General features: G+C 59.2%; 30 protein-coding genes, 1 tRNA gene and 1 pseudogene. 7 read left to right on the forward strand and 25 right to left on the reverse strand.

Annotated features, from left to right (window positions below):
• Position 1: 1 nt before the first annotated feature.
• From MRBLRC7O_RS00930 to MRBLRC7O_RS00965, 8 genes are all read right to left on the reverse strand, one after another.
• A complete protein-coding gene (locus MRBLRC7O_RS00930; protein WP_060727005.1) occupies positions 2–625 on the reverse strand; it encodes a Maf-like protein in 624 nt (207 codons plus the stop codon).
• A gap of 33 nt (positions 626–658) precedes the next feature.
• Entirely contained in the window at positions 659–877 is a 219-nt protein-coding gene (gene infA, locus MRBLRC7O_RS00935) for a translation initiation factor IF-1 (protein WP_003503453.1), read from the reverse strand.
• Between the two features lie 143 nt (positions 878–1,020).
• The gene (locus MRBLRC7O_RS00940; protein WP_003503450.1) at positions 1,021–1,509 is read right to left on the reverse strand and encodes an arsenate-mycothiol transferase ArsC; all 489 of its coding nucleotides are present in this window, start codon (positions 1,507–1,509) and stop codon (positions 1,021–1,023) included.
• A 2-nt stretch (positions 1,510–1,511) separates the two neighbouring features.
• Complete coding sequence (locus MRBLRC7O_RS00945; protein WP_080865808.1) at positions 1,512–1,985, reverse strand: UPF0262 family protein; 474 nt, start codon at positions 1,983–1,985, stop codon at positions 1,512–1,514.
• Between the two features lie 3 nt (positions 1,986–1,988).
• Entirely contained in the window at positions 1,989–3,287 is a 1,299-nt protein-coding gene (gene hisD / locus MRBLRC7O_RS00950) for a histidinol dehydrogenase (protein ID WP_080865810.1), read from the reverse strand.
• A gap of 133 nt (positions 3,288–3,420) precedes the next feature.
• Positions 3,421–3,861: a DUF2948 family protein gene (locus MRBLRC7O_RS00955; RefSeq protein ID WP_003503446.1), complete on the reverse strand. Its 441-nt coding sequence runs from the start codon at positions 3,859–3,861 to the stop codon at positions 3,421–3,423.
• A 114-nt stretch (positions 3,862–3,975) separates the two neighbouring features.
• On the reverse strand, positions 3,976–5,268 hold the full coding sequence (gene murA, locus MRBLRC7O_RS00960) for a UDP-N-acetylglucosamine 1-carboxyvinyltransferase (protein ID WP_003503445.1): 1,293 nt from the start codon (positions 5,266–5,268) through the stop codon (positions 3,976–3,978).
• Between the two features lie 102 nt (positions 5,269–5,370).
• Positions 5,371–5,637: a hypothetical protein gene (locus tag MRBLRC7O_RS00965; RefSeq protein WP_060722894.1), complete on the reverse strand. Its 267-nt coding sequence runs from the start codon at positions 5,635–5,637 to the stop codon at positions 5,371–5,373.
• Positions 5,638–5,792: 155 nt separating this feature from the next.
• Between MRBLRC7O_RS00965 and MRBLRC7O_RS00970 the strand changes: the two genes are divergently transcribed.
• A tRNA-Thr gene (locus MRBLRC7O_RS00970) sits at positions 5,793–5,867 on the forward strand.
• A gap of 186 nt (positions 5,868–6,053) precedes the next feature.
• Here the strand turns inward: MRBLRC7O_RS00970 and MRBLRC7O_RS00975 are convergent.
• From MRBLRC7O_RS00975 to MRBLRC7O_RS01055, 17 genes and pseudogenes are all read right to left on the reverse strand, one after another.
• A complete protein-coding gene (locus tag MRBLRC7O_RS00975) occupies positions 6,054–6,995 on the reverse strand; it encodes a flagellin N-terminal helical domain-containing protein (protein ID WP_003503441.1) in 942 nt (313 codons plus the stop codon).
• A 238-nt stretch (positions 6,996–7,233) separates the two neighbouring features.
• Positions 7,234–8,199 (reverse strand): flagellin N-terminal helical domain-containing protein, encoded by a 966-nt coding sequence (locus MRBLRC7O_RS00980; protein WP_003503440.1) that lies wholly within the window; start codon positions 8,197–8,199, stop codon positions 7,234–7,236.
• 407 nt (positions 8,200–8,606) lie between these two features.
• Positions 8,607–9,527, reverse strand: coding sequence for a flagellin N-terminal helical domain-containing protein (locus tag MRBLRC7O_RS00985; RefSeq protein WP_003503439.1), 921 nt, complete (start codon positions 9,525–9,527; stop codon positions 8,607–8,609).
• A gap of 372 nt (positions 9,528–9,899) precedes the next feature.
• Entirely contained in the window at positions 9,900–10,637 is a 738-nt protein-coding gene (fliP, locus tag MRBLRC7O_RS00990; RefSeq protein WP_003493833.1) for a flagellar type III secretion system pore protein FliP, read from the reverse strand.
• The gene (locus MRBLRC7O_RS00995) at positions 10,634–11,134 is read right to left on the reverse strand and encodes a flagellar basal body-associated FliL family protein (protein ID WP_003503435.1); all 501 of its coding nucleotides are present in this window, start codon (positions 11,132–11,134) and stop codon (positions 10,634–10,636) included. Before MRBLRC7O_RS00995 ends, fliP begins: the two co-directional genes overlap by 4 nt.
• Before the next feature lie 27 nt (positions 11,135–11,161).
• The gene (gene flgH, locus MRBLRC7O_RS01000) at positions 11,162–11,881 is read right to left on the reverse strand and encodes a flagellar basal body L-ring protein FlgH (protein ID WP_003503434.1); all 720 of its coding nucleotides are present in this window, start codon (positions 11,879–11,881) and stop codon (positions 11,162–11,164) included.
• Positions 11,878–12,414: a MotE family protein gene (locus MRBLRC7O_RS01005; RefSeq protein ID WP_003503433.1), complete on the reverse strand. Its 537-nt coding sequence runs from the start codon at positions 12,412–12,414 to the stop codon at positions 11,878–11,880. The genes flgH and MRBLRC7O_RS01005 overlap by 4 nt, the downstream gene beginning before the upstream one ends.
• Positions 12,411–13,463: pseudogene (locus MRBLRC7O_RS01010) on the reverse strand (flagellar basal body P-ring protein FlgI); the annotation flags it as partial. The pseudogene MRBLRC7O_RS01010 and the gene MRBLRC7O_RS01005, both read right to left, overlap by 4 nt.
• Before the next feature lie 65 nt (positions 13,464–13,528).
• Positions 13,529–14,017 carry a flagellar basal body P-ring formation chaperone FlgA gene (flgA, locus tag MRBLRC7O_RS01015; protein WP_020811270.1) on the reverse strand — a complete coding sequence of 163 codons (489 nt, stop codon included), beginning with the start codon at positions 14,015–14,017 and terminating at the stop codon, positions 13,529–13,531.
• Positions 14,018–14,037: 20 nt separating this feature from the next.
• Positions 14,038–14,826 carry a flagellar basal-body rod protein FlgG gene (gene flgG / locus MRBLRC7O_RS01020; protein ID WP_003503427.1) on the reverse strand — a complete coding sequence of 263 codons (789 nt, stop codon included), beginning with the start codon at positions 14,824–14,826 and terminating at the stop codon, positions 14,038–14,040.
• 18 nt (positions 14,827–14,844) lie between these two features.
• A complete protein-coding gene (gene fliE / locus MRBLRC7O_RS01025) occupies positions 14,845–15,183 on the reverse strand; it encodes a flagellar hook-basal body complex protein FliE (protein WP_003503424.1) in 339 nt (112 codons plus the stop codon).
• Positions 15,180–15,599, reverse strand: a complete 420-nt coding sequence (flgC, locus tag MRBLRC7O_RS01030; protein WP_003503422.1) for a flagellar basal body rod protein FlgC — start codon at positions 15,597–15,599, stop codon at positions 15,180–15,182. The genes fliE and flgC overlap by 4 nt, the downstream gene beginning before the upstream one ends.
• 3 nt (positions 15,600–15,602) lie before the next feature.
• Positions 15,603–15,995, reverse strand: coding sequence for a flagellar basal body rod protein FlgB (gene flgB / locus MRBLRC7O_RS01035; RefSeq protein ID WP_003503414.1), 393 nt, complete (start codon positions 15,993–15,995; stop codon positions 15,603–15,605).
• A gap of 171 nt (positions 15,996–16,166) precedes the next feature.
• On the reverse strand, positions 16,167–16,727 hold the full coding sequence (locus tag MRBLRC7O_RS01040; protein WP_003503413.1) for a hypothetical protein: 561 nt from the start codon (positions 16,725–16,727) through the stop codon (positions 16,167–16,169).
• A gap of 3 nt (positions 16,728–16,730) precedes the next feature.
• The gene (fliI, locus tag MRBLRC7O_RS01045; protein ID WP_003503412.1) at positions 16,731–18,137 is read right to left on the reverse strand and encodes a flagellar protein export ATPase FliI; all 1,407 of its coding nucleotides are present in this window, start codon (positions 18,135–18,137) and stop codon (positions 16,731–16,733) included.
• 11 nt (positions 18,138–18,148) lie between these two features.
• The gene (gene flgF, locus MRBLRC7O_RS01050) at positions 18,149–18,883 is read right to left on the reverse strand and encodes a flagellar basal-body rod protein FlgF (protein WP_003503411.1); all 735 of its coding nucleotides are present in this window, start codon (positions 18,881–18,883) and stop codon (positions 18,149–18,151) included.
• 1 nt (position 18,884) lies between these two features.
• A complete protein-coding gene (locus MRBLRC7O_RS01055; RefSeq protein WP_060722896.1) occupies positions 18,885–19,664 on the reverse strand; it encodes a DUF1217 domain-containing protein in 780 nt (259 codons plus the stop codon).
• Between the two features lie 185 nt (positions 19,665–19,849).
• On the opposite strand from MRBLRC7O_RS01055, the gene motA reads away from it, so the two are divergent.
• The 6 genes from motA to MRBLRC7O_RS01085 all read left to right on the forward strand — a co-directional run bounded on the left by motA (position 19,850) and on the right by MRBLRC7O_RS01085 (position 25,007).
• Positions 19,850–20,722, forward strand: a complete 873-nt coding sequence (gene motA / locus MRBLRC7O_RS01060) for a flagellar motor stator protein MotA (protein ID WP_003503407.1) — start codon at positions 19,850–19,852, stop codon at positions 20,720–20,722.
• Positions 20,719–21,678, forward strand: coding sequence for a FliM/FliN family flagellar motor switch protein (locus MRBLRC7O_RS01065; protein ID WP_003503405.1), 960 nt, complete (start codon positions 20,719–20,721; stop codon positions 21,676–21,678). The genes motA and MRBLRC7O_RS01065 overlap by 4 nt, the downstream gene beginning before the upstream one ends.
• A gap of 63 nt (positions 21,679–21,741) precedes the next feature.
• The gene (gene fliN / locus MRBLRC7O_RS01070; protein ID WP_003503403.1) at positions 21,742–22,281 is read left to right on the forward strand and encodes a flagellar motor switch protein FliN; all 540 of its coding nucleotides are present in this window, start codon (positions 21,742–21,744) and stop codon (positions 22,279–22,281) included.
• 27 nt (positions 22,282–22,308) lie between these two features.
• The gene (gene fliG / locus MRBLRC7O_RS01075) at positions 22,309–23,352 is read left to right on the forward strand and encodes a flagellar motor switch protein FliG (RefSeq protein ID WP_003503398.1); all 1,044 of its coding nucleotides are present in this window, start codon (positions 22,309–22,311) and stop codon (positions 23,350–23,352) included.
• A gap of 129 nt (positions 23,353–23,481) precedes the next feature.
• The gene (gene flhB / locus MRBLRC7O_RS01080) at positions 23,482–24,564 is read left to right on the forward strand and encodes a flagellar biosynthesis protein FlhB (protein ID WP_003503396.1); all 1,083 of its coding nucleotides are present in this window, start codon (positions 23,482–23,484) and stop codon (positions 24,562–24,564) included.
• Between the two features lie 5 nt (positions 24,565–24,569).
• Positions 24,570–25,007: a BspJ family T4SS effector nucleomodulin gene (locus MRBLRC7O_RS01085; protein ID WP_003503394.1), complete on the forward strand. Its 438-nt coding sequence runs from the start codon at positions 24,570–24,572 to the stop codon at positions 25,005–25,007.
• Positions 25,008–25,080: the final 73 nt, after the last annotated feature.

Consider the following 25,080-nt stretch of genomic DNA (forward strand, 5'->3'; position numbering starts at 1 on the left):
CCTATCCTTCGAGCCAGCCCGAAGTCACCTCAAATCCTTCTCCGGAAAGAAGCGACATCGTCTCATAAAGCGGCAGGCCGACGACATTGGTATAAGAACCGGTCAGCTTTTGCACGAATGCGCCGGCAATGCCCTGGATGCCATAGGCTCCCGCCTTGCCGCGCCACTGGCCGGAGGCGATATAAGCCTCGATTTCGCGCGTGGAGAGGCGCTTGAAACGCACCTTTGTCTCCGCCACCTTCTGTCGGATCTTGCCGCCGGGGGTGACGAGGCAGATGCCGGTATAGACCCAGTGGCTGCGTCCCGAAAGAAGATGCAGCGCAGCCGAGGCCTCTTCCGTATATTCGGCCTTGCCGACGATGCGGCGACCAACGGCGACCACGGTATCGGACCCCAGAACATAGGAGTCTTTCCACACCTGTTCGTTCTTCAGCGCCGCCTGCGCGGCTTCCGCCTTCTGCAATGACAGACGACGGCAGAGCGTGCGCGGATGCTCAAGCTTGGCCGGGGTCTCGTCGATATCCATCGGCATCAGACGTGCCGGTTCGATACCGATCTGATGCAGCAGTTCCAGACGCCGCGGCGAGCCGGATGCCAGAACGAGCTTTTGTTTTGAATTGGTCATTGCGCTGCCCGGGCGTCCGTTGCGGAACGTGGATTACTTGAAGCGATAGGTGATGCGGCCCTTGGTGAGGTCGTAAGGCGTCATTTCGACCAGCACCTTGTCGCCGGCGAGAACGCGGATACGGTTCTTGCGCATGCGGCCCGCGGTGTGGGCGATGATTTCGTGGTCGTTCTCAAGCTTCACGCGGAATGTTGCGTTCGGCAGCAATTCGGTTACGATGCCCGGGAATTCAAGGACTTCTTCTTTTGTCATGTAAGGGTTTTCTTCCTGTTGATAGTGCCGGACGTGTCCTGTCCGGGAAAATTGCGCGGAAACTACACAATCCCGGCACATTTGTGAACCTCTAAAGCATCGGCTTGAAAATCGCGATCGATTTTAACAGGCTGAGGCGGTTTTCAGTCTTTTGAAAGCGTATCCGCCACCGGCTGCTGCCGTCCCGGCAGGCGTTCCGAGATCAGCTTTGCCAGATGGTCCCGCACCTCGCGATAGGCGTCGAGGATTTGCTCGCGCGTGCCTGTTATTACCGTCGGGTCCATGGTCGGCCAATAGACCACGTCGAGCGAATTCGAGCGCGTCAGTTCCAGTGCGGCGTGATGGGCTTCGGGTGTCAATGTAATGATCAGATCGAAAAAATCATCCTCGATCTCATCCAAAGTGCGCGGTTTGTGCTTGCCGAGCGAAAATCCCTGTTCTTCCAGTACGGCATCCACGAAAGGATCGCGCTCGCCGGCCCGCACGCCCGCCGACTGTATATAGATGCCGGGCGCCACCAGCCGTTTGGCGATGACCTCCGCCATGGGGGAGCGAATGGAGTTCATGCCGCACATGAAGAGGACCGATTTGGGCGCTCGTCCCTCGTTTGGCGCTGCGGCAGGATCGATCATCTCTAACCCCGCCAATAAAGCACGCAGACAAGGGTGAAGAGGCGGCGCGCGGTATCAAAATCCACCTTGATCTTGCCAGAAAGCCGGTCCATCAGCGTTTGCGAGCCGTCATTGTGAATACCGCGCCTGCCCATGTCGATTGCCTCGATCTGGCTCGGCGTGGAGGAGCGGATAGCCTCGTAATAGCTTTCGCAGATCAGGAAATAATCCTTGATGATGCGGCGGAACGGCGTCAGCGACAGGATATGGATCGCGACATTCTTCTCGTCTTCCGTTCTGATCGAGAAAACCAGCTTGGCGTCGACGAGCGAGATGTGCAGCCGGTATGGCCCGCCGGCATGGCCAAGCGGCTCAAAGGTGTTTTCCTCGATCAGATCGAAAATGGCGACGGCGCGTTCATGCTCCACGTCGGGCGTGGACCGGCCGATGCTATCGTCCAGTACCACGTCGCAGAGCCGGAAATCGCCTGAAGCCATCGCTTAACTTTCCGGATTGAGGCGAATGGAGACCGAACGCGCATGTGCGTCCAGCCCTTCGGAACGGGCAAGGGTGATTGCTGCCGGCGCAAGCTGGCGCAGCTGCTCGGGCCCAAGCCGCAGGATGGAGGTGCGCTTGACGAAATCCAGCACTGAAAGGCCGGAGGAGAAGCGCGCCGAGCGCGCCGTCGGAAGAACATGGTTGGAGCCGCCGACATAATCGCCGATCACCTCCGGCGTGTGGCGTCCGACGAAGATCGCACCCGCATTGCGAATGTGGGTCATCAGGGCATCCGGATCATCGACCGCAAGTTCCAGATGCTCGGCAGCGATGCGGTTGGCGAGCGGAATGGCGTCGGTGAGCTTTTCGACCAGAATGATCGCGCCGAAATCCGCCCAGCTTGCCGCCGCGGTCTCGGAACGCGACAGGCGCTTCAGCTGCCGCTCGACGGCCGCTTCAACGGCCTTGCCGAGTTCGGCATTGTTGGTGATCAGGATCGATTGCGCGCCGCGATCATGCTCCGCCTGCGCCAGAAGATCGGCGGCCAGCCAGTCCGGATCATTGTCCTTGTCGGCAATGACAAGCACTTCTGAAGGCCCGGCGATCATGTCGATGCCGACAGTGCCGAAAACCTGGCGCTTTGCGGCGGCCACATAGGCATTGCCGGGGCCGACGATCTTGGCGACCGGCGCGATGCTTTCCGTGCCATAGGCGAGTGCGGCGACGGCCTGCGCGCCGCCAATGCGGTAGATTTCCTCAACGCCCGCGATGCGCGCGGCGGCAAGCACGGCGGGGTTTATCACGCCGCCATTCGCCGGCACCACCATGACGATGCGCTCGACACCGGCAACCTTGGCCGGCACGGCGTTCATCAGAACGGAGCTTGGATAGCTGGCGGTGCCACCAGGGACATAGAGGCCGACGGCTTCGATCGCCGTCCAGCGCGAGCCGAGGCCCACGCCGATCTCATCCTCATAGATATCGTCCTTCGGCATTTGCCGCGCATGGTGTTTTTCGATGCGCCGGGCCGCGAGTTCGAGGGCTTCGATGACGCTCGCATCGACCGCTGAAAAGGCGGCGTCGATTTCGTCCACTGTCACCCGCATCGAAACCTTGGAAAAATCGATGCCGTCGAATTTCTGGGAATAATGGGCAAGGGCGGCATCGCCGCGATGGCGGACATCGTTGATGATGTCGCGAACGGTCGCGTTGACGTCTTCGGAAACTTCTCTCTTGGTTGTCAGGAAAGCCGCGAATTTCTGTTCGAAATCAGCCGATGCCCGCTCCAGCCAGATTGCCACGCCATTACCCTTTCATTGTCCCCGCGGGAAATCCCGCGAGGTGCACGAACTTGCCGCAGAAAAATTGCGGCTCTGGTATGTGGCATAAATCGAAACGGCAAGGAAAGGCAACCGTTGCGAAGGCTTGCAACGTTTATTCGCTGTCGGGATGATGCGGTTTGGTAGTGGTTTCCCAGGCGCCGCTCACATCGGTCAGCTGCGCCTCGATGCATTCGACGTCGAGTGCGATGGCGCCGCCGCCGGACAGCGTCAGTTCCACCGCGCCATCAGGCCCTTCGCCATTCTGGACGAAGCGGATGGCGAGAAGCGAAAGCACCTGTTCCTTGTCGTCGCGGTTGATGCCGTGCGAGCGGACAGCGGAGACGCGCTTCAGGAAAACCACGCTGCGGCAGCGCTCCGGCGGCAGGCTCTTTTTCTCAGTGCTTTCCCAGACGAAACGGTTGGCGGAAAGCGTGAATTGCCCGTGTTTCGGCTCGAAGGCAACGTCCTTCAGCTTGAAGACGCTGTCCTGCATATGCGTCGAAATGACGGAGAGATCTTCAGTATCCAGCGCCAGCAATTTCAGGCCGCTCATCGTTTTCTTCCTTCTTCTGCGGTGCGGACCGCTATTTCCATGACTTACAATGGAAATAGGCAGTCCGGGGCCACTCTGCAACGGGTAGAAAACGGATGAGCGGTGATGAAAGGATCAATCGCTGACGCGTTCGACCAGCGCACCGCAGCGGGTGAGCTTTTCTTCGAGGCGTTCGAAGCCGCGATCGAGGTGGTAGACCCGCGAAACCATGGTCTCACCTTCCGCCACGAGGCCGGCAATGACCAGCGAGACGGAAGCGCGCAGGTCGGTCGCCATCACTGGCGCACCCTTCAGACGGGAGACGCCTTCGATGCGGGCCATCTGGCCGGAGAGCGAAATCTTCGCGCCGAGGCGGGCCAGTTCCTGCACATGCATGAAGCGGTTTTCAAAGATGGTTTCGGTGATATGCGAGACGCCCTGCGAACGGGTCATCAGCGCCATGAACTGCGCCTGCAGGTCGGTTGGGAAGCCGGGGAAGGGCTCCGTCACGATATCGACCGGCTGGATGCCATTGCCGTTGCGCACGACGCGCAGGCCTGTCTCCGTATCGCTGATGGTAGCGCCTGCGAGCCGCAGCGTATCGAGCGCGTTGTCGAGCAGCGATGCGCGTGTGCCTTCCAGCACCACGTCACCACCGGCCATGGCGACCGCCATGGCATAGGTGCCGGTTTCGATACGATCCGGCAGAACCCGGTGGCGTGCGCCGGAAAGCGAGGTGACGCCTTCAATGGTGATGGTGGAGGTGCCGGCGCCTTCGATCTTCGCGCCCATGGCAGTCAGGCACTGGGCCAGATCGACCACTTCCGGTTCGCGCGCGGCGTTGTGGATAACGGTGGTGCCGCGGGCAAGGCTTGCCGCCATCAGCATCACATGCGTCGCGCCGACGGAAACTTTCGGGAAGGTGTAGACGGCACCGATCAGGCCGCCCTTGGGCGCAGTGGCGTTGATGTAACCGCCATCGATCTCCATCGTCGCACCGAGTGCTTCAAGGCCCTCGATGAACAGGTCGACCGGGCGTGTGCCGATGGCGCAGCCGCCGGGCAGCGAAACGCGGGCGCGGCCCTCGCGCGCCAGAAGCGGGCCGATGACCCAGAAGCTCGCGCGCATCTTGGAAACCAGCTCGTAAGGCGCTGTGGTGTCTACAATGGTGCGGCAGGTGAAATGCACGGTGCGGGAATAGGCTTCGCCCTGGCTTTCGCGGCGGCCGTTCACGGAAATATCGACGCCGTGATTGCCGAGAATGCGGATGAGCTGCTCCACGTCGGCCAGATGCGGCACGTTTTCGAGCGTCAGCGTGTCGCTGGTGAGAAGCGATGCGATCATCAACGGCAGGGCGGCATTTTTAGCGCCGGAGATGGGAATGATGCCGTTTAGCTTGTTGCCACCCGTAATTCTGATGCGATCCATGCGTCCCTACGGGCCTGTGCCCGCCTTTCTTATAGTGCCTTGCGGAAAGGCGCGTCCTTAGACGAATTTCCGCGGCGTTTCAATTTTATGCTGATGAATTCTCTAAGAGGATGATTCGTCCGTTTTTGCGGCAGGCAGGCCAATAGTATCGTCCTCTTCGCCGGCACGGCGCGCACGAACCTGCTGTTTGCGCTTCAAAAGATTTTCACGAAGCTTCTTGGCCGCCCGGGCCTTGCGCTCCACCTCGCGCTGCCGCGCCTTTTCGCCAGGCCCCGCCTGCGGCTTGCCGTCGGCCACCGGGGCGTATGCTTCTGCGGAAGCGCCGGCGGAAACCGCTGCCTTTGCCTGTTTGTCATGATGTTCGTTCATAGATTCAGCAATATCTGAAAAATGCATTTTTCAACAGGGGGCACGCTTTTTTGCCCCGCTTGATGAAGAATATCGTTTTGCGACTTGCGCTCGTCAAAAACCTATGGCAATAGGCCGCCACGCTTGATGCTGAAGCAAACGCTTCGGCACCGGATGCTGCTATAGCTCAGGGGTAGAGCACTCCCTTGGTAAGGGAGAGGCCGAGAGTTCAAATCTCTCTAGCAGCACCATTTCCACACAATTTCAAATACTTACGTAATAGCCTACACCGTTCGCATGCGGCATGTGATGTATGCCCGCGCCGCGCAGCCCGCGGCAAATGGAAAACCGCGCCCCTTGCGAAGCGCGGTTTCCATATCCGAATATTCTGTTGCTGCCAGAGCGGGACGAAACCGCCCGTAGCCATCGGGCGCCGCTTACTGACGGAATAGCGACAGGATATTTTCGGAACTGGTATTGGCGATGGAGAGCGACTGGATGCCCAGCTGCTGCTGTGTCTGCAGCGCCTTGAGGCGGGTCGATTCTTCGTTCATGTCCGCATCCACAAGGCGGCCGATGCCGCTGTCGATGGAGTCGGTGAGCTTCGACACGAAGTCTTCCTGAAGGCCGATGCGCATCTTGATCGAGCCGAGAGCGGCGGAAGCGCTGCTCAGGGATTGAAATGCGGTTTCGACATCGGTGAGAAGATTACCGATAGTGTAGGCCGGCGGCGTTGCAGAAGCGAACAGCTTGAGATCGATGTCCCATACGGAAATGCCGGAGGCTGTTCCGGGTTGTCCGATGATGCCCCTCGTGGTGTCGAGCGTCGCGGGCGAGCCGGTCAGGCCGAAAAGCACATTGGCGGTCGTCGTGCCGGCAGTGGTATCGACAAGCGTATAGTCTGTTTTCGTCACGCTGACAGTGCCGCCGCCGTCGCGAACAAAGCCGGAAACGACAGTCTTGGCGCCGGTGCCCAGCAGCCAGTTCTCGCCGCTGAAGGATGCGCCCTGCGCGATCGATTCAAGCTGCTTTTTCAGCTGGTCGATCTCTTCCTGGATCTTGGTCTTGTCCACACCTTCTTCGGTGGCGGCAACGATTTTCGATTTGATTTCCTTGATGACTTCGACCGAGCTTTCCATTGCGGAATAGGCGACATCGATCTTCGCCGCGCCGAGGCCCAGCGCATCCTGAACCGCGGAAAGGGCCATGTTGTCGGAGCGCATCGTCGTCGCGATCGACCAATAAGCGGCATTGTCGGATGCGGTCTTGACCCGCAGACCCGAAGACACTCTGGATTGGGTATCTTCGAGCTGGCCGCTGATTGCGCGCAAGGTCTGAAGCGCCGACATGGCGGCGGTGTTCGTCAGAATACTTGTCATAATTGCCCCTCTGAGCTGGCTAAATGGGAAGGGACATTCCGGGATCGCCGGAAACGACTGAGCGGCGTGATGCCTGTTAACCTCTTTTTCGTCTTGGTTAACGAGTCGTTTCGATGCGCTGATTTAGCCGTGATTTGGTTAACGAACTCTTAATCAAAAAATCTCTTAGTTTCGCAGGCGACTAAACAAAAAAACCGCGCCTTTCGGCGCGGTTGATTTTTTCGGCTGAAGCTTCCGATTAACGGAAGAGCGACAGGATGCTTTCGGAGTTGCTGTTGGCGATCGAGAGAGCCTGAACGCCGAGCTGCTGCTGGGTCTGCAGGGCCTTGAGGCGGGTGGACTCTTCGTTCATGTCGGCGTCCACGAGGCGGCCGATACCCTTTTCGACGGAGTCGGACAGCTTGGAAGCGAAATCTTCCTGCAGGCCGATACGCATGGAGAGCGAGCCGAGCTTTGCGGCAGCGCTGGTCATGGCCTTCAGGGAGTTTTCAACCAGCGTCAGGGCTTCGGCCATGTTCGTGGCGCGGTCAGCGGCTGCATACTGGGTGATATCAAGCGTGTAGACGGACTGGGCAGCGACGGTCGTGAACGTGCCGGTCGTGCCGAGAATGCCTGTCGTGTCGGGAACGCCCGTAGCGGAGTCGACCGAGCCGAACAGGGTGTTGCCGGTTGCGGTGTTGTCGAGAGCGTATTTCGTGGTCGTGACGTTAACGGCGCCACCGGTGGAGCGAACGAAGCCGGCAACGACCGACTTGTCCGGGTCTGTGCCGGGGGTCGTCGCACCGAGCGTCGAAACGCCGACGAGCCAGTTTTCACCGTAGAAGGAAGCGCCCTGTGCGATCGATGCGAGCTGCTTCTGGAGCTGGCCGATTTCTTCCTGAACCTTGGTGCGGTCGACGCCTTCTTCAGTTGCCGTGACCAGCTTTGCCTTGATTTCCTTGACGACTTCGATTGCCGATTCCATGCCGGCAGAAGCGGTGTCTACCTTGGCGGCGCCGAGGCCGAGAGCGTCGGAAACGGAGGAGAGAGCCATGTTGTCGGAGCGCATCGTGGTTGCGATCGACCAGTAAGCAGCGTTGTCAGCAGCTTCGCCAACGCGAAGGCCGGAGGAAACGCGTGCCTGAGTGGATTCCATGTTCTGGCCGATAGAGCGCAGGGTCTGGAGCGCAGACATTGCTGCGACATTCGTGATAATGCTCGTCATAGTAGTGTGCCCCTTGAATGGCTGATTAAAGAAGGGACATTCCGGTTTCACCGGGAACGGCGCACAGCATCATGCCTGCTAACTGGCTGATTTTTAACGTTAGCTCGCCGTTTCGATGAGCATTAGGTAACGCGGGTTTGGTTAATGAATTGATAAGTGGAGAAAGAAATTCAGCGTCGTCAAAATTAAAAAATGCAACCCTCGCGCGCACGCGCGCGTATCGCCAAAAGTTTAAAAAAAAGATAAGGCCGCACCCGTTTCCGGATGCGGCCTCATTGATGCATTCAGTCCGATTCAGCCTTTCGGACCTTTATGCCTTCTATCCCAGTCTGCGCTCGGTCAGCCCCCGATTGCCTGTGGGAAGAAATCTGTCCCCCAGCCCCGAAGGGCTATGAGAAGCTCAGCTCTTAACGGAAGAGCGACAGGATGTTCTGCGAGTCGCTGTTGGCGATCGACAGAGCCTGGATTGCCAGCTGCTGCTGCGTCTGGAGAGCCTTCAGCTTGGTGGACTCTTCGTTCATGTCGGCGTCAACGAGACGGCCAACGCCCTTTTCGATGGTGTCGGACAGCTTGTCGGCGAAGTCGGTCTGCAGGTCGATACGGGCAGACAGCGAACCGAGCTTGGCGCCGGCGCTGGTCATCTTCGTCAGAGCGGTTTCAACGGAGTAGAGGGCGTTGTCGAGATCGTCGGTGGTGACGTTCATGTCGAGAACGGAGATCTGGGTGTAGGTCTTGGCGCCGACAGTCGTCGTCGCACCGGTAGCGTTCAGGATACCGGAGTTTGCGTCGATCGTGCCGGGCGTAGCTTCCGTGTAAAGCATGGAGGCGGCGTCGAGAGCGTAGTCCGTCGTCTTGACGCTGACGTTGCCGCTGGCGTCACGAACGAAGCCGGAAACAACCGTCTTGGTGGCGTTGGCGCTGGAAACGAGCCAGTTTTCACCGTTGAAAGACGCGCTTGTGCCGATCGACTTCAGCTGGTCGAGCAGCTGCGTGACTTCTTCCTGAACCTTGGCCTTGTCAACGCCCTGTTCCTTGGCGGCAACGACCTTTGCCTTGATGTCGGTGACGACCTTGATGGCGGCGTCCATACCGGCAGACGCGGTGTCAACCTTGGCGGCGCCCATGCCCAGCGCGTCGGAGACGGCGCCGAGAGCCTTGTTGTCGGAACGCATGGTGGTCGCGATCGACCAGTAGGCAGCGTTGTCCGAAGCCGAGCCAACCTTCAGGCCGGAAGAAATGCGGTCCTGCGTGCTCGAAAGGTCGGAAGCGATGGAACGCAGGGTCGAGAGAGCGGCCATTGCGTTGGTGTTGGTGAGAATGCTTGCCATAATAAATGTGTCCCTTGTTTTTACGAGATACTGGAGTGGGGACATACCGGGTTTGGTATTACCGGTCGCAACGTTTCGGCTTCATGCCACTCGGTTCGGAAATACTTAGTTTCAGAAACCAAACCCGCTGCGTGTGAAAAGAAATTCGCAGCGAAAAATTGCACAATTATTAATTTGAGCGCTAAGAAAAATTGGAAGATACTTATGGTTATTTTTCGATTTATTTAAATAGTAACTTTTCTATTTAGAAAGATAGTTACCAAGTCGCCAGAAAAACTGGTAATCAAAGCGTTAAAACGCGCAAACCCCGCGGCCTTGGGCGCGCGGGGTTAAAAAAAGGGTTAACGGGTGTCAATCCGGCACGAATGCCCGTCAGTTGAACGATCTGACGAGACTGCCGACGAGCAGGTTCCAGCCGTCGATCAGCACGAAGAACAGGATCTTGAACGGCAGGGAAATGGAGGTGGGCGGCAGCATCATCATGCCCATGGCCATGGTGATGGTGGCGACGATGAGATCGATGACCAGAAACGGCAGGATGATGAGGAAACCGATCTCGAAACCGCGCCGGATTTCCGACAGCATGAAGGCCGGAACGAGCACTCGATAGTCGACGACGTTGTTGGTCATGACTTCCTGTCCGCGCTCGCGGGCAATGTCAACGAACAGTTTCAGATCCTTGTCACGCGTATTGGCGTTCATGAAGGTGCGGAAGGGTTCGGCGATGCGCTCTACGGCCTGCTGCTCGTTGATCTGGTTCTGCAGCAGCGGCTGCACGCCGTCGGTCCAGGCTTTGTCGAAGGTGGGCGACATGACATAGAAGGTCATGAACATCGCCATCGACAGAAGGATCATGTTGGAAGGTGTCGAGGCAAGCCCCATGCCGGACCGCAGGATCGAGAAGGCGATCACGAAGCGCGGAAAGCTCGTGACCATGATCAGGATGCCCGGTGCGACGGAGAGAACCGTCAGAAGACCGAAGGTGCGGATGATCCATGCCGCAACAGAGCCGTCTATCTGCGTGTTGAACAGATCGGACGGAAATTGCTGGGCATTGGCGAGGCCCGGCAAAGCAAGGAGGACGGCGATGGTTACAAGAAATCGAATCATTCGATGACAAAGGTCCGGAACATGACCTTGGATACGCGCCCTTGAGAGCGCAGGTCAACTCGTTCCTGAATGTCATCCTTAAGATATTGAAAGCCGCGCGGCCCTTCCAGCTGCTGAAGGGAAACAGTGCGGATATAGGCCATGATGTCCTGGTGGATATCTTCCGCCAGACCCACCTCGACCGGTCCCTTGAACATCAGCGCCACTTCCAGCCGCACCCAGTTCGTCGAGGGATAGGCGAGGTTGGTGGTGATGGGATCGAGCTGGACGATGCCGTTCGCCTCGGCCGAGATTTTCTCGACGCCCTCTTCCTTTTTCTCACCGTGTCCGCCGGCAGCAGCCGGCGCATGCGCCTCCGCGCCGGCGATCTTCGGCGCGATCATGCCACCCACGAGCCAGCCGCCCCCCGCACCGAGCAGGGTGAGGATCGCAACGCCTGCGATGGTCATGACCAGAGGGGAGGATTTTTTCTTGCCCTCTACCTGTTCGTTTTCCATGGGTCAGTCCGTTCCCGTGTACCGGCGTCAGAGCGGCGAGAACAGGTCGACGACCTGCTGCCCGACCGGGGGCTGCTGCACTTCCGTCAGACGTCCGCGACCGCCATAGGAGATGCGTGCTTCGGCGATGCGCTCGTAGGAGATGATGTTCTGTGCATCGACATCCTGCGGACGGACGATACCGCCGACGTTGAGGATGCGGATTTCGTGGTTCACGCGCACTTCCTGCGAGCCGCTGATGATGAGATTGCCGTTTTCCAGAATGCCGGTCACCACGGCGGCCACCAGCAGCGTCAGCTTTTCCGAACGCTTGGTCTTGCCCTTCGCCTGGGTGTCGGTGTCGGAGCCGTATTTGATGCTCGAGTCCGCTTCCGGGGTCCAGCCGAAGATTTCGGCCTTGGCCTTCCAGTTCAGGCCGCTGGCATTTGTACGGTTGCGCTCGGTCTCGTTGTCGAAATCGGCCTTGTCGTTGATCTGGATGTTGACGGTCAGGATGTCGCCGATGTTGAGCGCGCGCAGATCCTTGAACAGCGCCCCCTGGCTGTCGCTCCACAGCGAATAGCCGCTGGCCATGTGCTTCGGCTGCTTGGGATACATGCCCATCTGCGGCGTCTGGCTGAATTGCAGGCCGCTGCCGATCGGGCTCATCGCAGGGGCGTTGCCGATTTCCTTCAGGGTCTGGTTGTTCTGGCAGCCGGCAAGCAGAGCGAGCGGCAGGAGGAGGGCCGGAAGACGACGCGTGCTCATGAAGGATCCTTCGAAGTGTTTTTATCGGTTGCCTGCGACATGATGCCGGCGACAGTGGCGGCTTTCTGCGCATCCATCTCACTGAGAATGAGACCCGATTGGCGCGGCGGCAGCTGCATGATGATGGCGGCCGCAATCTCCACATGCATCTTCTCAAGCTGCGGTGCGGCGGCATCGGCCTTCATCGTCTTGTAGATGTCGACGAGATTGCTTTTCGCCTGATTGAGGAAATGCTCGCGGCGCGCCAGCCAGTCCTCATATTCCGCCTTGCGGTCTTCCAGCACGGCAATGCGCTCATTGACGTCGGACTGCAGCTTTTCCAGCTCCTGCTTCTGCATGAGATAACGCTGGTCGCGGGCGGCATCGGCGATGTTGGTGCAGAATTTCTGGATTTCATCCTGCGTGCTGAGTTCCGACACCACGTTCTGTTGGCTCTCGGCGCCAGCAGCGGGAAGCAGGAAAAGCAGCGAGGCGACAGCCGCGAAGCGGACAAGGCCATTCGGGAAAGCGTTTTTCTTCTGATTGTCCATCATTGCAGCACAAGCTCCGCTTGAAGGGCGCCGGCGGATTTGATGCCTTGCAGAATGGCGATGATACCATCCGCCTTGAGCCCGATGCTGTTGAGACCGGCAACCAGCGTGCGAAGATCAGGACCTTCGACGATGGCGACCTTGCTGCCTTCCTGCATTGCCATGATATCCGTCTGCGGCTGCACCGCCGTCTGACCGCGCGAGAAGGGTGCGGGCTGGATGACCTGCGGCGATTCCGTCACCTGCACGGTCAGCGTGCCATAGCTCACTGCCACGCGGGAAATGCGCACATCAGCACCGATGACGATCGTGCCGGTGCGTTCGTTGATCACGACCTTGGCCGGCGTATCCGTCTCCACCGTCAGGTTTTCGATTTCCGCCATCAGCCGGGTGAGATCAGCCACGCGGGGCTTCTGCACCGCGATTTCCTGCGAATCGCGCGGCTCGGCGATCGGATCGCCGTAACGGGCGCGGGCAAAAGCGTTGACGACATCGGCTACGCGCACCGCGGTCGAAAAATCGGGATTGCGCAGCTGAAGGACCAGATTGACCGAATCCTTGAATTTGGACGGCAGCTCGCGCTCGATGATCGCGCCGTTCGGCACGCGTGCCGAAGTCGTGACGCCCTGCGTCAGCGTTGCAGCGTCACCCTGGGCGGAAAAGCCGTTGACGATCAGCGCTCCCTGGGCGACCGCGTAAATCTGTCCGTCCGCGCCGGAAAGCGAGGTCATGATCAGTGTACCGCCACGAAGTGAGGTGGCATCGCCCAGCGAGCTGACCGTCACGTCGACACGGCTGCCGGGGCTGGCGAAGGGCGGCAGGTTGGCCGTCACCATGACAGCGGCGATGTTCTTGGCGTTCGACTGACCGCCCTGTGTGGTGATGCCGAGGTTCTGCAGCATTGCGCGCATGGATTGCTCGGTAAACGGCGAGGAGCGCAGGCTGTCGCCCGTGCCCTGCAGGCCGACCACGAGACCATAACCGATCAGCTGGTTGTCGCGCCCCGCCTGCAGCGATGCGATATCCTTGATGCGGGATGTATCCGCATGGGCTGCGGGGAGGGAGAGGAAAGGCTGGGCCGAAAACAGGATGGCCGCGGCCAGGATACGAATCACTCTCATTTCGCCATCACCTGAATGGTTCCGTCCTTCATGACCGTGCCGCTGACCATCACGCCGGAATCGATGTTGCGTACCCGCACGACTTCGCCGAGCGAGCCGTCGGTCATTGGCGTTCCCGAAGCCATCAGCGTCATGTTGCCGATTGTGAAGACGAGTTTGACGCTGGTGCCGCGCGTGACGAGCGACGGTTCGCGCAAGGCGGCAACGGGGATCGTGCGGCCGGGAAGCAGGGTCTGCTTGGAGATCATGCCTTCCACTTCGCTGATGTCGCTCGCATAACCCGAGGAAATATTGGGATTGGTCACTTCCACCGGCTTCACCTGTTCAGGCGTGATCGTCTCGCCCGGATAGATGGTGCGCGTCGGAACCAGCGCCATCGGCGCCTGAGCAAGCGCGGGGGCCAGAGCCCCCAGTGAAAAGGCAGACGCCAGGCACATACGGACGAGCGCCGTTCTGCAGCTGCTATTGTTCCGGACAAACCTCATGTTCGCCTGCCTTTCCGTTCTTACTTCAGGTTCTTGCTGACAATCGAAGCCATTTCGTCAGCGGTGGTGATGACCTTGGAATTCATCTCATAAGCGCGCTGCGCCGTGATCAGGTCGGTGATTTCCTTGACGGCATCGACGTTCGAGCCTTCGAGGTAGGATTGCTTGATGTAGCCGTAGCTCGGATCGTCAGGCACGCCGATGACAGCGTCGCCGGATGCCGGCGTCTGGGCAAAGAGGTTGTCGCCGAGCGGCTTCAGGCCAGCTTCGTTGGCGAAGTTGGCAATGGTCAGCTGGCCAAGCTCGGTGAAGTCGGCGGCGTTGCCGATACGGGCCGTCACCTGACCCGTGCGGGTAACGGTGATGTCCTGCGCGTCGGTCGGGATATTGATGTTGGGAATGACGTTGTAGCCATCGACCGTCACCAGATTGCCATCGGCATTCTTGTTGAAGGCGCCGGCGCGGCTGTAGAGCGTCGAACCGTCAGCTGCTTCGATCTGGAACCAGCCCTGACCGATGATCGCAACGTCCAGCTTGTTGCCGGTCTCGATCAGGTTACCCTGGGTGTGGATGTTACGCACCGCCGAGGTCTGTACGCCGAGGCCGATATTGGCGCCTTCGGGCACGATCGCCTGATTGGCGCGGTTCGGCACGCCCTGCATGCGCTCGGTCTGGTAGAGAAGATCGGTGAACTCCGCACGCGCGCGCTTGTAGCCGGTGGTGTTGATGTTGGCGATGTTGTTGGCAATGACTTCCAGATTGGTCTGCTGGGCGTCCATACCGGTGGCAGCGATGGCAAGAGCTCTCATGTCAATATTCCTGCTGGGCTAGATCTGCATCTTGGTAATGTCGAGATAGGCCGACACGATCTTGTCTCGGAGCGCGATGGCGGTTTGCAGTGACTGTTCGGCCGAAAGCATGGCATCGACCACTTCACGCGTATTCGCCTTGCCCTGAATGCCTTCGAAGGAAGCGACTTCCGCCTTCTTCAGATTGTTCATCGCATCAATCGAGACGTTGCCGAGAACGCTGGCGAAGCTTGCGCCCGTCTGCTGCGCGGGCGTCGTCTGCTGCTGATCGCCGAAAAGGCTTTCCGTCAGCGAGGAGACGCCGCTTGCGCCGCGGGTAAGCGAGAGGGAACTGACTTGCTTGATACCGTCGATCATTGCGATGCCTTCAGAAGGTCGATTGTGGAGGCGACGAGGTCGCGTGTCTGGCGGATGACCTGAAGATTGGCGTCGTAGCTGCGGTTGGCTTCGCGCATGTCAGCCATTTCGATCAGGATATTGACGTTCGGCATCTTCACCATGCCGTTGCTATCGGCGGCCGGATTGCCGGGATCGTATTCGTTGACGAAATCACCACGGTCCACGCCGAGCTTCTTCACCGTCACGCGCTCCACACCGCTGACACGGTCGAGCTCGGAGCCGAAGGTGACGGTCTTGCGGCGATAGGGGTCGGCGCCGGGGGTGTCGCCGGTGGATCTGGCGTTGGCAATGTTTTCCGAAACAATGCGCAGGCGTGTGGACTGCACTTCGAGACCGCTGCCGGCGATTTTGCTCGCCGCACTCAAGGGATCCATGGATTACCTCTTTACCGTCATCAGCATCATGCGATGGAAGGATTTGACGAGATTGGCGTTCAGGTCGTACTGCCGCTTGATCTCGCCGGTCTTGGTCATTTCTTCAGCAAGCGCGACCGAATTGCCGGACTCCTGCATGCCGATCTCGTTATTGATCGGGTTGTCGCGCACCGCGATATTTTCGCTGAGCTCGCTCGCCCCGAAATGGGCGGGATGAGTCTTCGCCATACCGACCTGCTGGCTGGTGGCCTGCATGACCGCTTCGAAGGGGTTGACATCCTTGGCGTGGAACTTGGGTGTGTTGGCGTTGGCGATGTTGGTCGCCACGACTTCCTGCCGCACGCTCAGCCATTCCGCTTGGCGGGATGCCAGTTCGAACAGTTGAATCGGTTGCATAGACTTCTCCATCTCGTATGGCCCGAACCTACGGGGCTAATCTTGCGTCAGACTTGCGGGGAGGGATGGCGCTGCATAACGACGGAGAAAGGGGCGTGCGCAGGCGGCATGCACAAAACAAAAAAGGCGCGCCGGCAGATGCGGCGCGCCCTTCCGTTGAGAGAAAAACCGTTATTTTTCGGGGTGGTAGGTCTTGCCGGAGGAGGTCTCTATCAGCCACTCGCCGTTGCGCTGCTCGATCTTTGTCAGCAATGCATTGTCCGGCAGGGTCGAACCGACTCGCACCATGTACATGCCCGAACCGTCCTCGATCAGGGCGCGGCCATTGGAAACATGCAGCAGACGGAAGGATGTCTGGCCGGGGAAGGGCTGGTCCTCGATCCCGGCTGCCAGATTGTTCTGTTTTTCCTTGCCGCCCGCGTTGACGGTTGCCGTCGTCAGCATGTCGGGCAGCTCCGCCGGCGGCGGGGTGTCTTCCTTGTTGCGGTTGGTCATGGCCATCGGCGAAACGCTGAAGACTTCCCGCGGGCCGGTATGGGGCAGATCGCGGGTGCGGTCGCCGCCCGCCACTTTCATGCCGAATTTGTCTTCGTTGAAGAACACGTACCATGGGAAAAAGGCTGCTGCAGCGGCAAGTCCGATGCCCGTCCATGCGAGAATACGGTCAGGCGTAAAGAAAACAGGCTTGGGCAGCACGTCTTCATCATGGCTATTGTCATTCCGCTTGTTCACGGGTCAGCCTCTCACTCTCGGGTTTACCTGGGGCTGGCCATTCTGTGCTCCCCCGCGCAGCGCGGTCGCCAGGTCGGCATAGGCGTCTTGCGCTGCCGGTTCGCTCGGCAGCTGTTTCAGCGTTTCATAGATGATCGGGACCTGCTTCACCGCCATGTCGAGATCGGGGTCGGTGCCGGGCCGATAACCGCCGATAAGGCGAAGATCCCGCGTTTCCTCGAAGCGGTGCACCAGCGCCTTGAGGCGTGACACCAGCTTTTCCTGATCCGGCGTCCAAGCCTTCTTGGCGAGACGGGAGATCGAGGCGAGGGGATTGATCGGCGGATAACGGCCTTCTTCCGCAAGGCTGCGGTCCAGCACGATATGGCCGTCGAGAATACCGCGGGTCGAATCGGCAATCGGATCGTTATGATTGTCGCCATCCACCAGAATGGAGACGATGGCGGTGATGGTGCCGGTGCCTTCCGCGCCCGGTCCCGCCCGTTCCAGCAGTCGCGGCAGTTCGGTAAAGACCGAGGCGGGATAGCCGCGCGCCACCGGCGGCTCGCCCGAAGCGACCGCCACTTCGCGGATCGCATGGGCAAATCGCGTCACGCTGTCGATGATGAGAAGGACATTGTCGCCCTGATCGCGGAAATGCTCGGCGATGGTAACGGCGGAAAGCGGCGCCATCTTGCGCAGCATCGGGCTTTCATCGCTCGTCGCGACGACGGCGATGGACTTGCTCATATTCTCGCCCATCGTGTCTTCGATGAATTCGCGCACTTCGCGGCCACGTTCGCCGACAAGCGCAATCACCACCTTGTCGAAGGCGTCTGCCTTGGCGAGCATGGACAGCAGCGTGGATTTACCGACGCCGGAACCCGCGAAAATGCCGAGGCGCTGGCCGAGGCAAAGCGGCGAAAAGATATCGATTGCCCGGACACCCGTCTTGAAGGGCGTCTCCACCCTTTTGCGCGTCATCGAGGGTGGCGCATTGTTGGAAATCGAACGTCGCTCAATGCCGGCGGCAAGCGGCCCCTGGCCGTCGATCGGCTCGCCGAGCGCATTGATGGTGCGTCCGCACCAGCTGTCGTCGGGCGAGACGCGGAAGGCGCCCTTGCGGATGACGGTGTCGTGAATGCCGATCGGCTCGCCGGGTTCGATGGGGCAGACATAGCAGATGTCCGGTTCCACGCGCACGACTTCGCCGAGATGAATGCCGGTCGCACTGCGATGGGCGACAAATTCCCCAAGCCGCACATGCCGCGACAGGCCGGAAACCGTATAGTGCCCGGCGGCGATGGTGCGGACATGACCGCCATGCGCCACCGAGAACTCCGGATCGGCATAATGCCCGGCAAGGCTCGCCAGCTGCGCGAGCTTCGGTGAAATGGCCCCAGCCGAGAGCATGGATTCCGGCATTGTCATCACTCAGTTCCTCAACGCGCGCCGCCAAGCGTCTTGATGCCCTCGCCGAAGGTCGATTCGGTGTCCCGCATCAGCGAGGAGATGCTTTCAAAGGCGCGGTTGACCTGGATGAGCTGCGTCATCTGGGAAATGCCGTTGACATTCGACTGCTCGAGGTAACCCTGAACGACGCCGACTTCATGATTGTTGACGACCGGAACCGGCTGCGCCACCGGCTTCACGCCGCTATTGGGATGACGCAGGAAGCCTTGCGAAAAATCCGCCTGGTAGATGCCGAGCGTGGCGACGATGTTCTCGTTCTGGCGGATAGCTCCGTCGAGACCGACGGTGATAGGACCGCCATTCGGATTGAGCTGGATCGGGCCGCCGCCGGCATCGAGAACGGGATAACCGCTCGAGGAGATGAGCGCGCCGTCCGGACGCATGGTGAAACGGCCGTCGCGGGTCAGGATCTGACCATCAGGCGTATCCAGCGAGAACCAGGCATCGCCCTTGATGGCGAAATCGAAGGAATTGCCGGTCTGCTCGAATGCACCCTGACGAGTGGAGAGATAGTCGTTGCCCTGGGAAACGAAAGCCACCCTGGCGTTCATGTCATTGTGGTTCTTGGCGACCATCTCATCGAATTTCACTTCGGAGCCGCGGAAGCCGACCGTGTTCACATTCGCCATATTGTCGGAAATGGTGGTAAGACGGCGCTCCAGCGCGATCTGCGAGGACAGGGCGACGTATAGTCCGGATTGCATATCATTTGCCTCCGAGTTTCAGGGAGTTGATGGAGATCAGCAGGTCGGGGGAAATGCCGTAGCCGCTGGAGGAGCCGAAAACGGCCAAGGGGTCATAGGTCGTAGAGGGATTTTGCATTTCCCACATGATGGTGAAACGCTCGAGCAGCTTGCCGACCTTTTCAGGATCCTGCAGATCCTTGATATCGATGCTTTTTTCGATGAGCGCGGCCTGCTTGTCGACATCGGCCGCCGCAAATGCGTCGGGCAGGTTGAACGTTGTGCGGAATACCTGCGCAAGCGCGTCGTCGGCGAGGAAATCGAGGCCGGATTTTATTGTCGGCGCCTTGCGCTCGAAATAAAGGGCAAGCCGGACGCCGTTATTGTCGTCGCCCGCTTCCTGTTCCAGCGTCTGGCGCGTGTATTTACTGACGACACCTGATTTGGCTGCCTCGGTGGAGGTCGCTGCCGCACCCAGGCCTGCGAAATCCAGGGACTTTGCAAGCTCTGCATACCGGTTGTCGGAAAGCTTGTTGGCGAAGGCGTTCTTGTCCGAGGCGCCTTCCGTCAGCACCTTGCGGATGAAGGCCTTCGCATAGGCCATATCCTCGAGCCCGTGGGCTTTCAGGGCGTAATTATAAAGGCGCGTATCGGCCATGAAGTCGTCGATGGATTTCACATCGCCGATCTTTGCACGGTAATATTCGGTCTCGCGCGCCACGTCGGGCTGCTTCGACACCCGCTCAAGCGATTTGCCGATATCCTGACTGATCAGTCTGTAGCTGGTATAGGTGGAAGTCACTGAACCGCCGCTCTCGTTTGATCCCGATCTCAAGGCGCACGTCCGCCTTTGCCGGCATATTGCCGTGGCTTGCTTGTGCGAAACTGGCTGGAGGCGGGAGCATGGGGAGGCTTTGCGGACAGGTTCACGCAAGCCACATTTTCTAGACATGGCGGCATGGAACACTGTTCGGGCGTGGTCGATCAATGAATATTGTAATTGGACTTATAATCACCTTCGGCTGCATCATCGGCGGCTATATGGCGATGGGCGGTCATCTGGACGTGCTGGTTCAGCCGTTCGAATTGATGATCATTGGCGGCGCCGGCCTCGGCGGCTTCATCATGGCAAACCCCATGAAGGTCGTGAAGGATTCGGGCAAGGCGCTCGGCGAGGCCTTCAAGCATTCGGTCCCGAAGGAGCGAAACTATCTCGACGTGCTCGGCGTGCTTTATTCGCTGATGCGCGATCTGCGCACGAAATCGCGCAACGAGATCGAGGCCCATATCGACAATCCCGAGGAATCCTCGATCTTCCAGAGCGCGCCGTCGGTCCTGAAGAACAAGGAACTGACCTCGTTCATCTGTGACTATGTCCGTCTCATCATCATCGGCAATGCCCGCAGCCACGAAATCGAGGCGCTGATGGATGAAGAAATCGAAACCATCTTGCATGACAAGCTGAAGCCCTATCACGCGATCACCACCATGGGCGATTCCTTCCCCGCCATCGGTATCGTCGCGGCGGTTCTCGGCGTCATCAAGGCCATGGGCAAGATCAACGAATCGCCTGAAGTGCTCGGCGGCCTGATCGGCGCCGCACTCGTCGGCACCATGCTCGGCATCATCCTGTCCTATTCGATCTGCAACCCGCTCGCTTCGCAGGTCAAGATCGTCCGCACCAAGCAGCACCGCCTCTACATCATCGTCAAGCAGACGCTGATCGCTTACATGAACGGCTCGGTGCCGCAGGTCGCGCTCGAATACGGCCGCAAGACCATCTCCAACTACGAGCGGCCGTCCATTGACGCCGTCGAACAGGAGATGATGAACCCCGGCGGCGAAAACAAGGCGGCATGACGATGGCAAAAGCTGCAGCGCAACAAGCACCCGCCATCGACACCGCCCTTCTCGCAAAATTGACGGGAGGGCTGTCTGACCGCAAGACGATCGCCAAGATCGGTTCCGATATCGGCCATCTCTACAGCGAATTCCTGCCGGACATCTTCCACAGCGAGACCGGCATCGCGATCGATGTGGAATATGTCAGCTCCGAATCGGGCCTGATGACCGATCTCATCGCCAATGTTGGGAGCAATGTCGCGGTTGCCGATTGTTCCCTGCGCAACTGGTGCCCCAATTTCATGATGACTGTCGGCAACGGCTTCGTCATCGCGCTCATGGAGCGCATGCTGGGCGCGTCGCCGGACATGATCGGCGAACCGGACGAGCGCAGCCTGTCCCATATCGAGCTCGACCTTGCGGCCATGGTTCTTGGCCGCATCGCCGGTGTCCTGCGCTCCGGTGTCAACGCGCCCGGCGGTTTTGAGGCGGCCATCGAGCCGCCCTTCAATTCCAACGGCAAGAGCGCCTTCGAGGAAATGATCGCCGGTCTTTACGGCGTGACCCTCCGCATGAAGATCGATATCGGCAAGGTCTCGTCGGAATTTACCCTCATCGTGCCGCAGCGTCCCCTGCTCAGAACCTCCATCGTCGCTCCCAAGGCTTCGGCCCAGGCGCTGAAGAAGCAGGAGGAATGGATGGAGATGATTTCCGAGCAGGTGAAGCGATCGCAGGTCACGCTCGAGGCGCGCATCAAGCTCGAAACGCTGACGCTCAGGACAATTTCCAAGCTGGTGGCCGGTGATGTCATTCCGTTCCAGGCTCTGAAGCAGGACGATATCGGCGTCGAGGTCAGCGCCAACGGTTCCAAGCTCTATAATTGCGAATTCGGCAAGTCCGGCGACCGCTACATGGTTCGGGTGAAGAACAATGTCAGCACGGACGACGAGATCTTACGACATTTGATGGGTTAAATCCTGCCCGGCCTTTCGGGTTCTGGGCAGGCTGACGCAAGTTTCAAAGGGAATAATCAGCGCATGGCTACGAAGAAAACACCTGTGACCGATGATGCGGCGTTGCCGTCGTTTGAAGACGGCGGCGACCTCGACCAGGCTATCGGCGATCTGCGTGGCGTCCTCAAGACGGATGCGGAAGGCTCGCTCTCCGATTTTGGCGACTTCGGCGATTTCGGAAGCACGGACGAGGTTTCGACCGAAACCGACCTTTCCGCCTTTGGTGGCGGAGCGGCCGACTTTGCGATGGACGATTTTGCCGCCGCCCCGCAGGTTGCGGGCGTGAAGGCGCCGCTCGGCAGCGGCTTGTCCGAAAACATGGAAATGATCATGGACATCCCGATCGATGTCCAGATCGTTCTCGGCACCAGCAGAATGCTCGTTTCGGGGCTGATGAGCCTCGAAGAGGGCGCAACCATCGCGCTTGATCGCAAGATCGGCGAGCCGGTCGAGATCATGGTGAATGGCCGCCGTATTGCGCGCGGTGAAATAACGGTTCTGGAAGACGACGATACGCGCTTCGGCGTAAAATTGATTGAAGTACTGAGTACGCGAAAAGCCTGATCCCTGTGGGGACGGAGAGGAAAGACCATGATGGACTTCGAGGATTTCGGTAACCCCCTTGCGGGCAAGCCGTTGTCTCAGGCCGACAAGGCGGCCGCGGTGCTTCTTGCCATGGGCAAGGGCGTCGCCGGCAAGCTGCTGAAGTTTTTCACCCAGCACGAACTGCAGATGATCATTTCCTCGGCCCAGACCCTGCGCGTCATTCCTCCCGATGAGCTTGCACAGATCGTAGCCGAGTTCGAGGACCTGTTCACCGAAGGAACGGGTCTGATGGACAATGCCAAGGCCATCGAGAGCATTCTCGAAGAGGGCCTGACCCCTGAAGAGGTGGACAGCCTTCTCGGCCGCCGCGCGGCTTTCCAGGCCTATGAAGCATCGATCTGGGACCGCCTGCAGGAAGCCGAGCCGGAATTCGTCGGCAAGTTCCTGCTGCGCGAACATCCGCAGACCATCGCTTATATTCTCTCCATGCTGCCTTCCTCCTTCGGCGCTAAGGTTCTCCTCACCATTCCGGAAGAGCAGCGCGCCGATATCATGAACCGTACCGTCAACATGAAGGAAGTCAGCCCGACGGCTGCCCAGATCATCGAGAAGCGTGTGGTCAATCTCATCAATGAAATCGAGGCCGAGCGCAATGCGGGCGGTTCCACGAAGGTTGCGGATCTGATGAACGAACTGGACAAGCCGCAGGTCGATACGCTGCTCAGCTCTCTCGAGACGCTCAGCAAGGAAGCCGCAAACAAGGTCAAGCCGAAGATATTCCTCTTCGACGACCTCATGTTCATGCCGCAGCGCAGCCGCGTCCTGCTGCTCAACGATGTTTCGGCCGATGTCATGACGATGGCGCTGCGCGGCGCCACGATGGAAATCAAGGAATGTGTGCTCTCCAGCATCAGCCCGCGCCAGCGCCGCATGATCGAATCGGACCTCGCGGTGCCGCAGGCCTCGATCAACACCCGCGAAGTGGCGATTGCCCGCCGCGCGGTGGCGCAGGAGGCGATCCGGCTGGCCAATTCCGGCCAGATCCAGCTGAAGGAAGCCTCTGCGGAGGAACAACCGGCCGCCGCTTAAGCGGAAGCCGGTTGATAACCCGCCCTTACGGCGGAACCGGCCATTGCGATGGCCGGTCACGGACGCTAGTTTCGGGATGACGGCCTGCCGGGATCGGCGGGCCCTTTTTTTTGATCCCGGGAACGTGCCTTGGCAGACGATCAGGACAAGGACAGTAAAACAGAAGCCCCGACGGAGAAAAAACTCCGCGATGCGGCGGAAAAGGGCAATCTTCCCTTTTCCCGTGAAGTGCCGATCTTTGCCTCCTCACTTGCTTTTTATTGTTACCTGGTCTTCTTCCTGCCCGATGGCGCCGGTCGCCTTGGCGTCACATTGAAGGACCTGTTCGGCCAGCCCGAACAGTGGGACCTCAGCACCCGGCCGGATGCCCTGTCGCTGTTGTATTTTCTCGGCACGTCGATCGCCTATCTGCTCATGCCGGCGATGATCATGTTCATGGTTTTCGGGCTTGCTTCGTCGTTTTTCCAGAACCTGCCGTCGCCGGTGCTTGAGCGGGTGCGTCCGCAATGGTCACGCGTCTCACCGGCGAAGGGCTTCACGCGCATCTACAGCAAGCAGGGTTTTGTGGAATTCGGCAAATCCGTATTCAAGATCATGATCGTCTCGGTCATCATGTTCTTTGCTTTGCGTGGCGATTTTTACAGCCTCATCGATCTGATGTTCTCCGATCCGCAGGTCATTTTCGTCCGGGTGGTCGAGATCGTCAAAAAAATGATGGTCGTTATTCTGCTTTCCACCGCGCTGCTTGCTGCCGTCGACGTTCTGTGGACGCGCCATCACTGGTTCAGCCAGTTGAAAATGACGAAGCATGAGGTGAAGGAAGAATACAAGCAGTCGCAGGGCGACCCCGTGGTCAAATCCCGCCAGCGTTCCATCGCCCGCGACCGTGCCCGCCGCCGGATGATCAACAATGTGCCGCGCGCAACGCTTGTCATCGCCAACCCCACACACTTTGCGGTGGCGCTGCGTTATGTTCGCGAAGAAGGCGACGCACCTGTTGTCGTGGCCAAGGGCCAGGACCTTATCGCATTGAAAATCCGCGAGATTGCGGAAGAAAACAATATCCCCGTTTTTGAGGACCCTCCGCTTGCACGCTCCATGTTTGCGCAAGTCTCGGTAGATAGTGTGATTCCACCAGTCTTTTACAAGGCTGTGGCTGAGCTCGTTCATCGGGTTTACGCCATGAAGTCATCGAAAATACGGGTTCAATAAAACCAATGAAAAAATCCGCCTATTCCGAACAGCGGGAAATGATCGTCGCAGAGGCGATCAACCCGATCGCCACCGAACTTCGATTGTTAGACCCGGCCGACCTGATTTCGCTGCTCAGATTTGAGTGCTACAGCAGTATCGCCGACCTCGTTTCGTCGGCGGCTGAGCTTTATTATCATCCCGGTACGATCAATTTCGGCGCCGGCGGCGAATACAAGCTCGAATGGGAAGGCGCGCCGGAGATCGTCCTCGATCTCGAGCTCAAGCCAAAGGGCGCCACGGTCTATGCGCGATTGACGCTCGCCAACGAACATGCGGCGGTTGAGATCAATCACGTCTCGTTTCAGAACCCTTCCGAAAACCCGGACGAAAACACCGAGTTTCTTCGGAAAAGCCTGACGGCTGCCCGATTCGTGCCCACCCGTCAGGGCGAAGCGGCTTAACCGGATCATCCGCTGAATATTGCCGTCATGTCCCGTTGCGCCCGCCGAAATCGCGGGCGCAACGGCCTCGTTC

This window comes from Agrobacterium radiobacter (assembly GCF_040801995.1).
GTDB classification, from domain to species: Bacteria; Pseudomonadota; Alphaproteobacteria; order Rhizobiales; family Rhizobiaceae; genus Agrobacterium; species Agrobacterium radiobacter.

Excerpts from the sequence above, each read along its gene's own strand:
- MRBLRC7O_RS00930 (WP_060727005.1), bottom strand. The coding sequence starts at position 625 with ATGACCAATTCAAAACAAAAGCTCGTTCTGGCATCCGGCTCGCCGCGG.
- infA (WP_003503453.1), bottom strand. The coding sequence starts at position 877 with ATGACAAAAGAAGAAGTCCTTGAATTCCCGGGCATCGTAACCGAATTG.
- MRBLRC7O_RS00940 (WP_003503450.1), bottom strand. The coding sequence starts at position 1,509 with ATGATCGATCCTGCCGCAGCGCCAAACGAGGGACGAGCGCCCAAATCG.
- MRBLRC7O_RS00945 (WP_080865808.1), bottom strand. The coding sequence starts at position 1,985 with ATGGCTTCAGGCGATTTCCGGCTCTGCGACGTGGTACTGGACGATAGC.
- MRBLRC7O_RS00955 (WP_003503446.1), bottom strand. The coding sequence starts at position 3,861 with ATGAGCGGCCTGAAATTGCTGGCGCTGGATACTGAAGATCTCTCCGTC.
- murA (WP_003503445.1), bottom strand. The coding sequence starts at position 5,268 with ATGGATCGCATCAGAATTACGGGTGGCAACAAGCTAAACGGCATCATT.
- MRBLRC7O_RS00965 (WP_060722894.1), bottom strand. The coding sequence starts at position 5,637 with ATGAACGAACATCATGACAAACAGGCAAAGGCAGCGGTTTCCGCCGGC.
- MRBLRC7O_RS00975 (WP_003503441.1), bottom strand. The coding sequence starts at position 6,995 with ATGACAAGTATTCTGACGAACACCGCCGCCATGTCGGCGCTTCAGACC.
- MRBLRC7O_RS00980 (WP_003503440.1), bottom strand. The coding sequence starts at position 8,199 with ATGACGAGCATTATCACGAATGTCGCAGCAATGTCTGCGCTCCAGACC.
- MRBLRC7O_RS00985 (WP_003503439.1), bottom strand. The coding sequence starts at position 9,527 with ATGGCAAGCATTCTCACCAACACCAACGCAATGGCCGCTCTCTCGACC.
- fliP (WP_003493833.1), bottom strand. The coding sequence starts at position 10,637 with ATGATTCGATTTCTTGTAACCATCGCCGTCCTCCTTGCTTTGCCGGGC.
- MRBLRC7O_RS00995 (WP_003503435.1), bottom strand. The coding sequence starts at position 11,134 with ATGGAAAACGAACAGGTAGAGGGCAAGAAAAAATCCTCCCCTCTGGTC.
- flgH (WP_003503434.1), bottom strand. The coding sequence starts at position 11,881 with ATGAGCACGCGTCGTCTTCCGGCCCTCCTCCTGCCGCTCGCTCTGCTT.
- MRBLRC7O_RS01005 (WP_003503433.1), bottom strand. The coding sequence starts at position 12,414 with ATGATGGACAATCAGAAGAAAAACGCTTTCCCGAATGGCCTTGTCCGC.
- flgA (WP_020811270.1), bottom strand. The coding sequence starts at position 14,017 with ATGAGGTTTGTCCGGAACAATAGCAGCTGCAGAACGGCGCTCGTCCGT.
- flgG (WP_003503427.1), bottom strand. The coding sequence starts at position 14,826 with ATGAGAGCTCTTGCCATCGCTGCCACCGGTATGGACGCCCAGCAGACC.
- fliE (WP_003503424.1), bottom strand. The coding sequence starts at position 15,183 with ATGATCGACGGTATCAAGCAAGTCAGTTCCCTCTCGCTTACCCGCGGC.
- flgC (WP_003503422.1), bottom strand. The coding sequence starts at position 15,599 with ATGGATCCCTTGAGTGCGGCGAGCAAAATCGCCGGCAGCGGTCTCGAA.
- flgB (WP_003503414.1), bottom strand. The coding sequence starts at position 15,995 with ATGCAACCGATTCAACTGTTCGAACTGGCATCCCGCCAAGCGGAATGG.
- fliI (WP_003503412.1), bottom strand. The coding sequence starts at position 18,137 with ATGACAATGCCGGAATCCATGCTCTCGGCTGGGGCCATTTCACCGAAG.
- flgF (WP_003503411.1), bottom strand. The coding sequence starts at position 18,883 with ATGCAATCCGGACTATACGTCGCCCTGTCCTCGCAGATCGCGCTGGAG.
- motA (WP_003503407.1), top strand. The coding sequence starts at position 19,850 with ATGAATATTGTAATTGGACTTATAATCACCTTCGGCTGCATCATCGGC.
- MRBLRC7O_RS01065 (WP_003503405.1), top strand. The coding sequence starts at position 20,719 with ATGACGATGGCAAAAGCTGCAGCGCAACAAGCACCCGCCATCGACACC.
- fliN (WP_003503403.1), top strand. The coding sequence starts at position 21,742 with ATGGCTACGAAGAAAACACCTGTGACCGATGATGCGGCGTTGCCGTCG.
- fliG (WP_003503398.1), top strand. The coding sequence starts at position 22,309 with ATGATGGACTTCGAGGATTTCGGTAACCCCCTTGCGGGCAAGCCGTTG.
- MRBLRC7O_RS01085 (WP_003503394.1), top strand. The coding sequence starts at position 24,570 with ATGAAAAAATCCGCCTATTCCGAACAGCGGGAAATGATCGTCGCAGAG.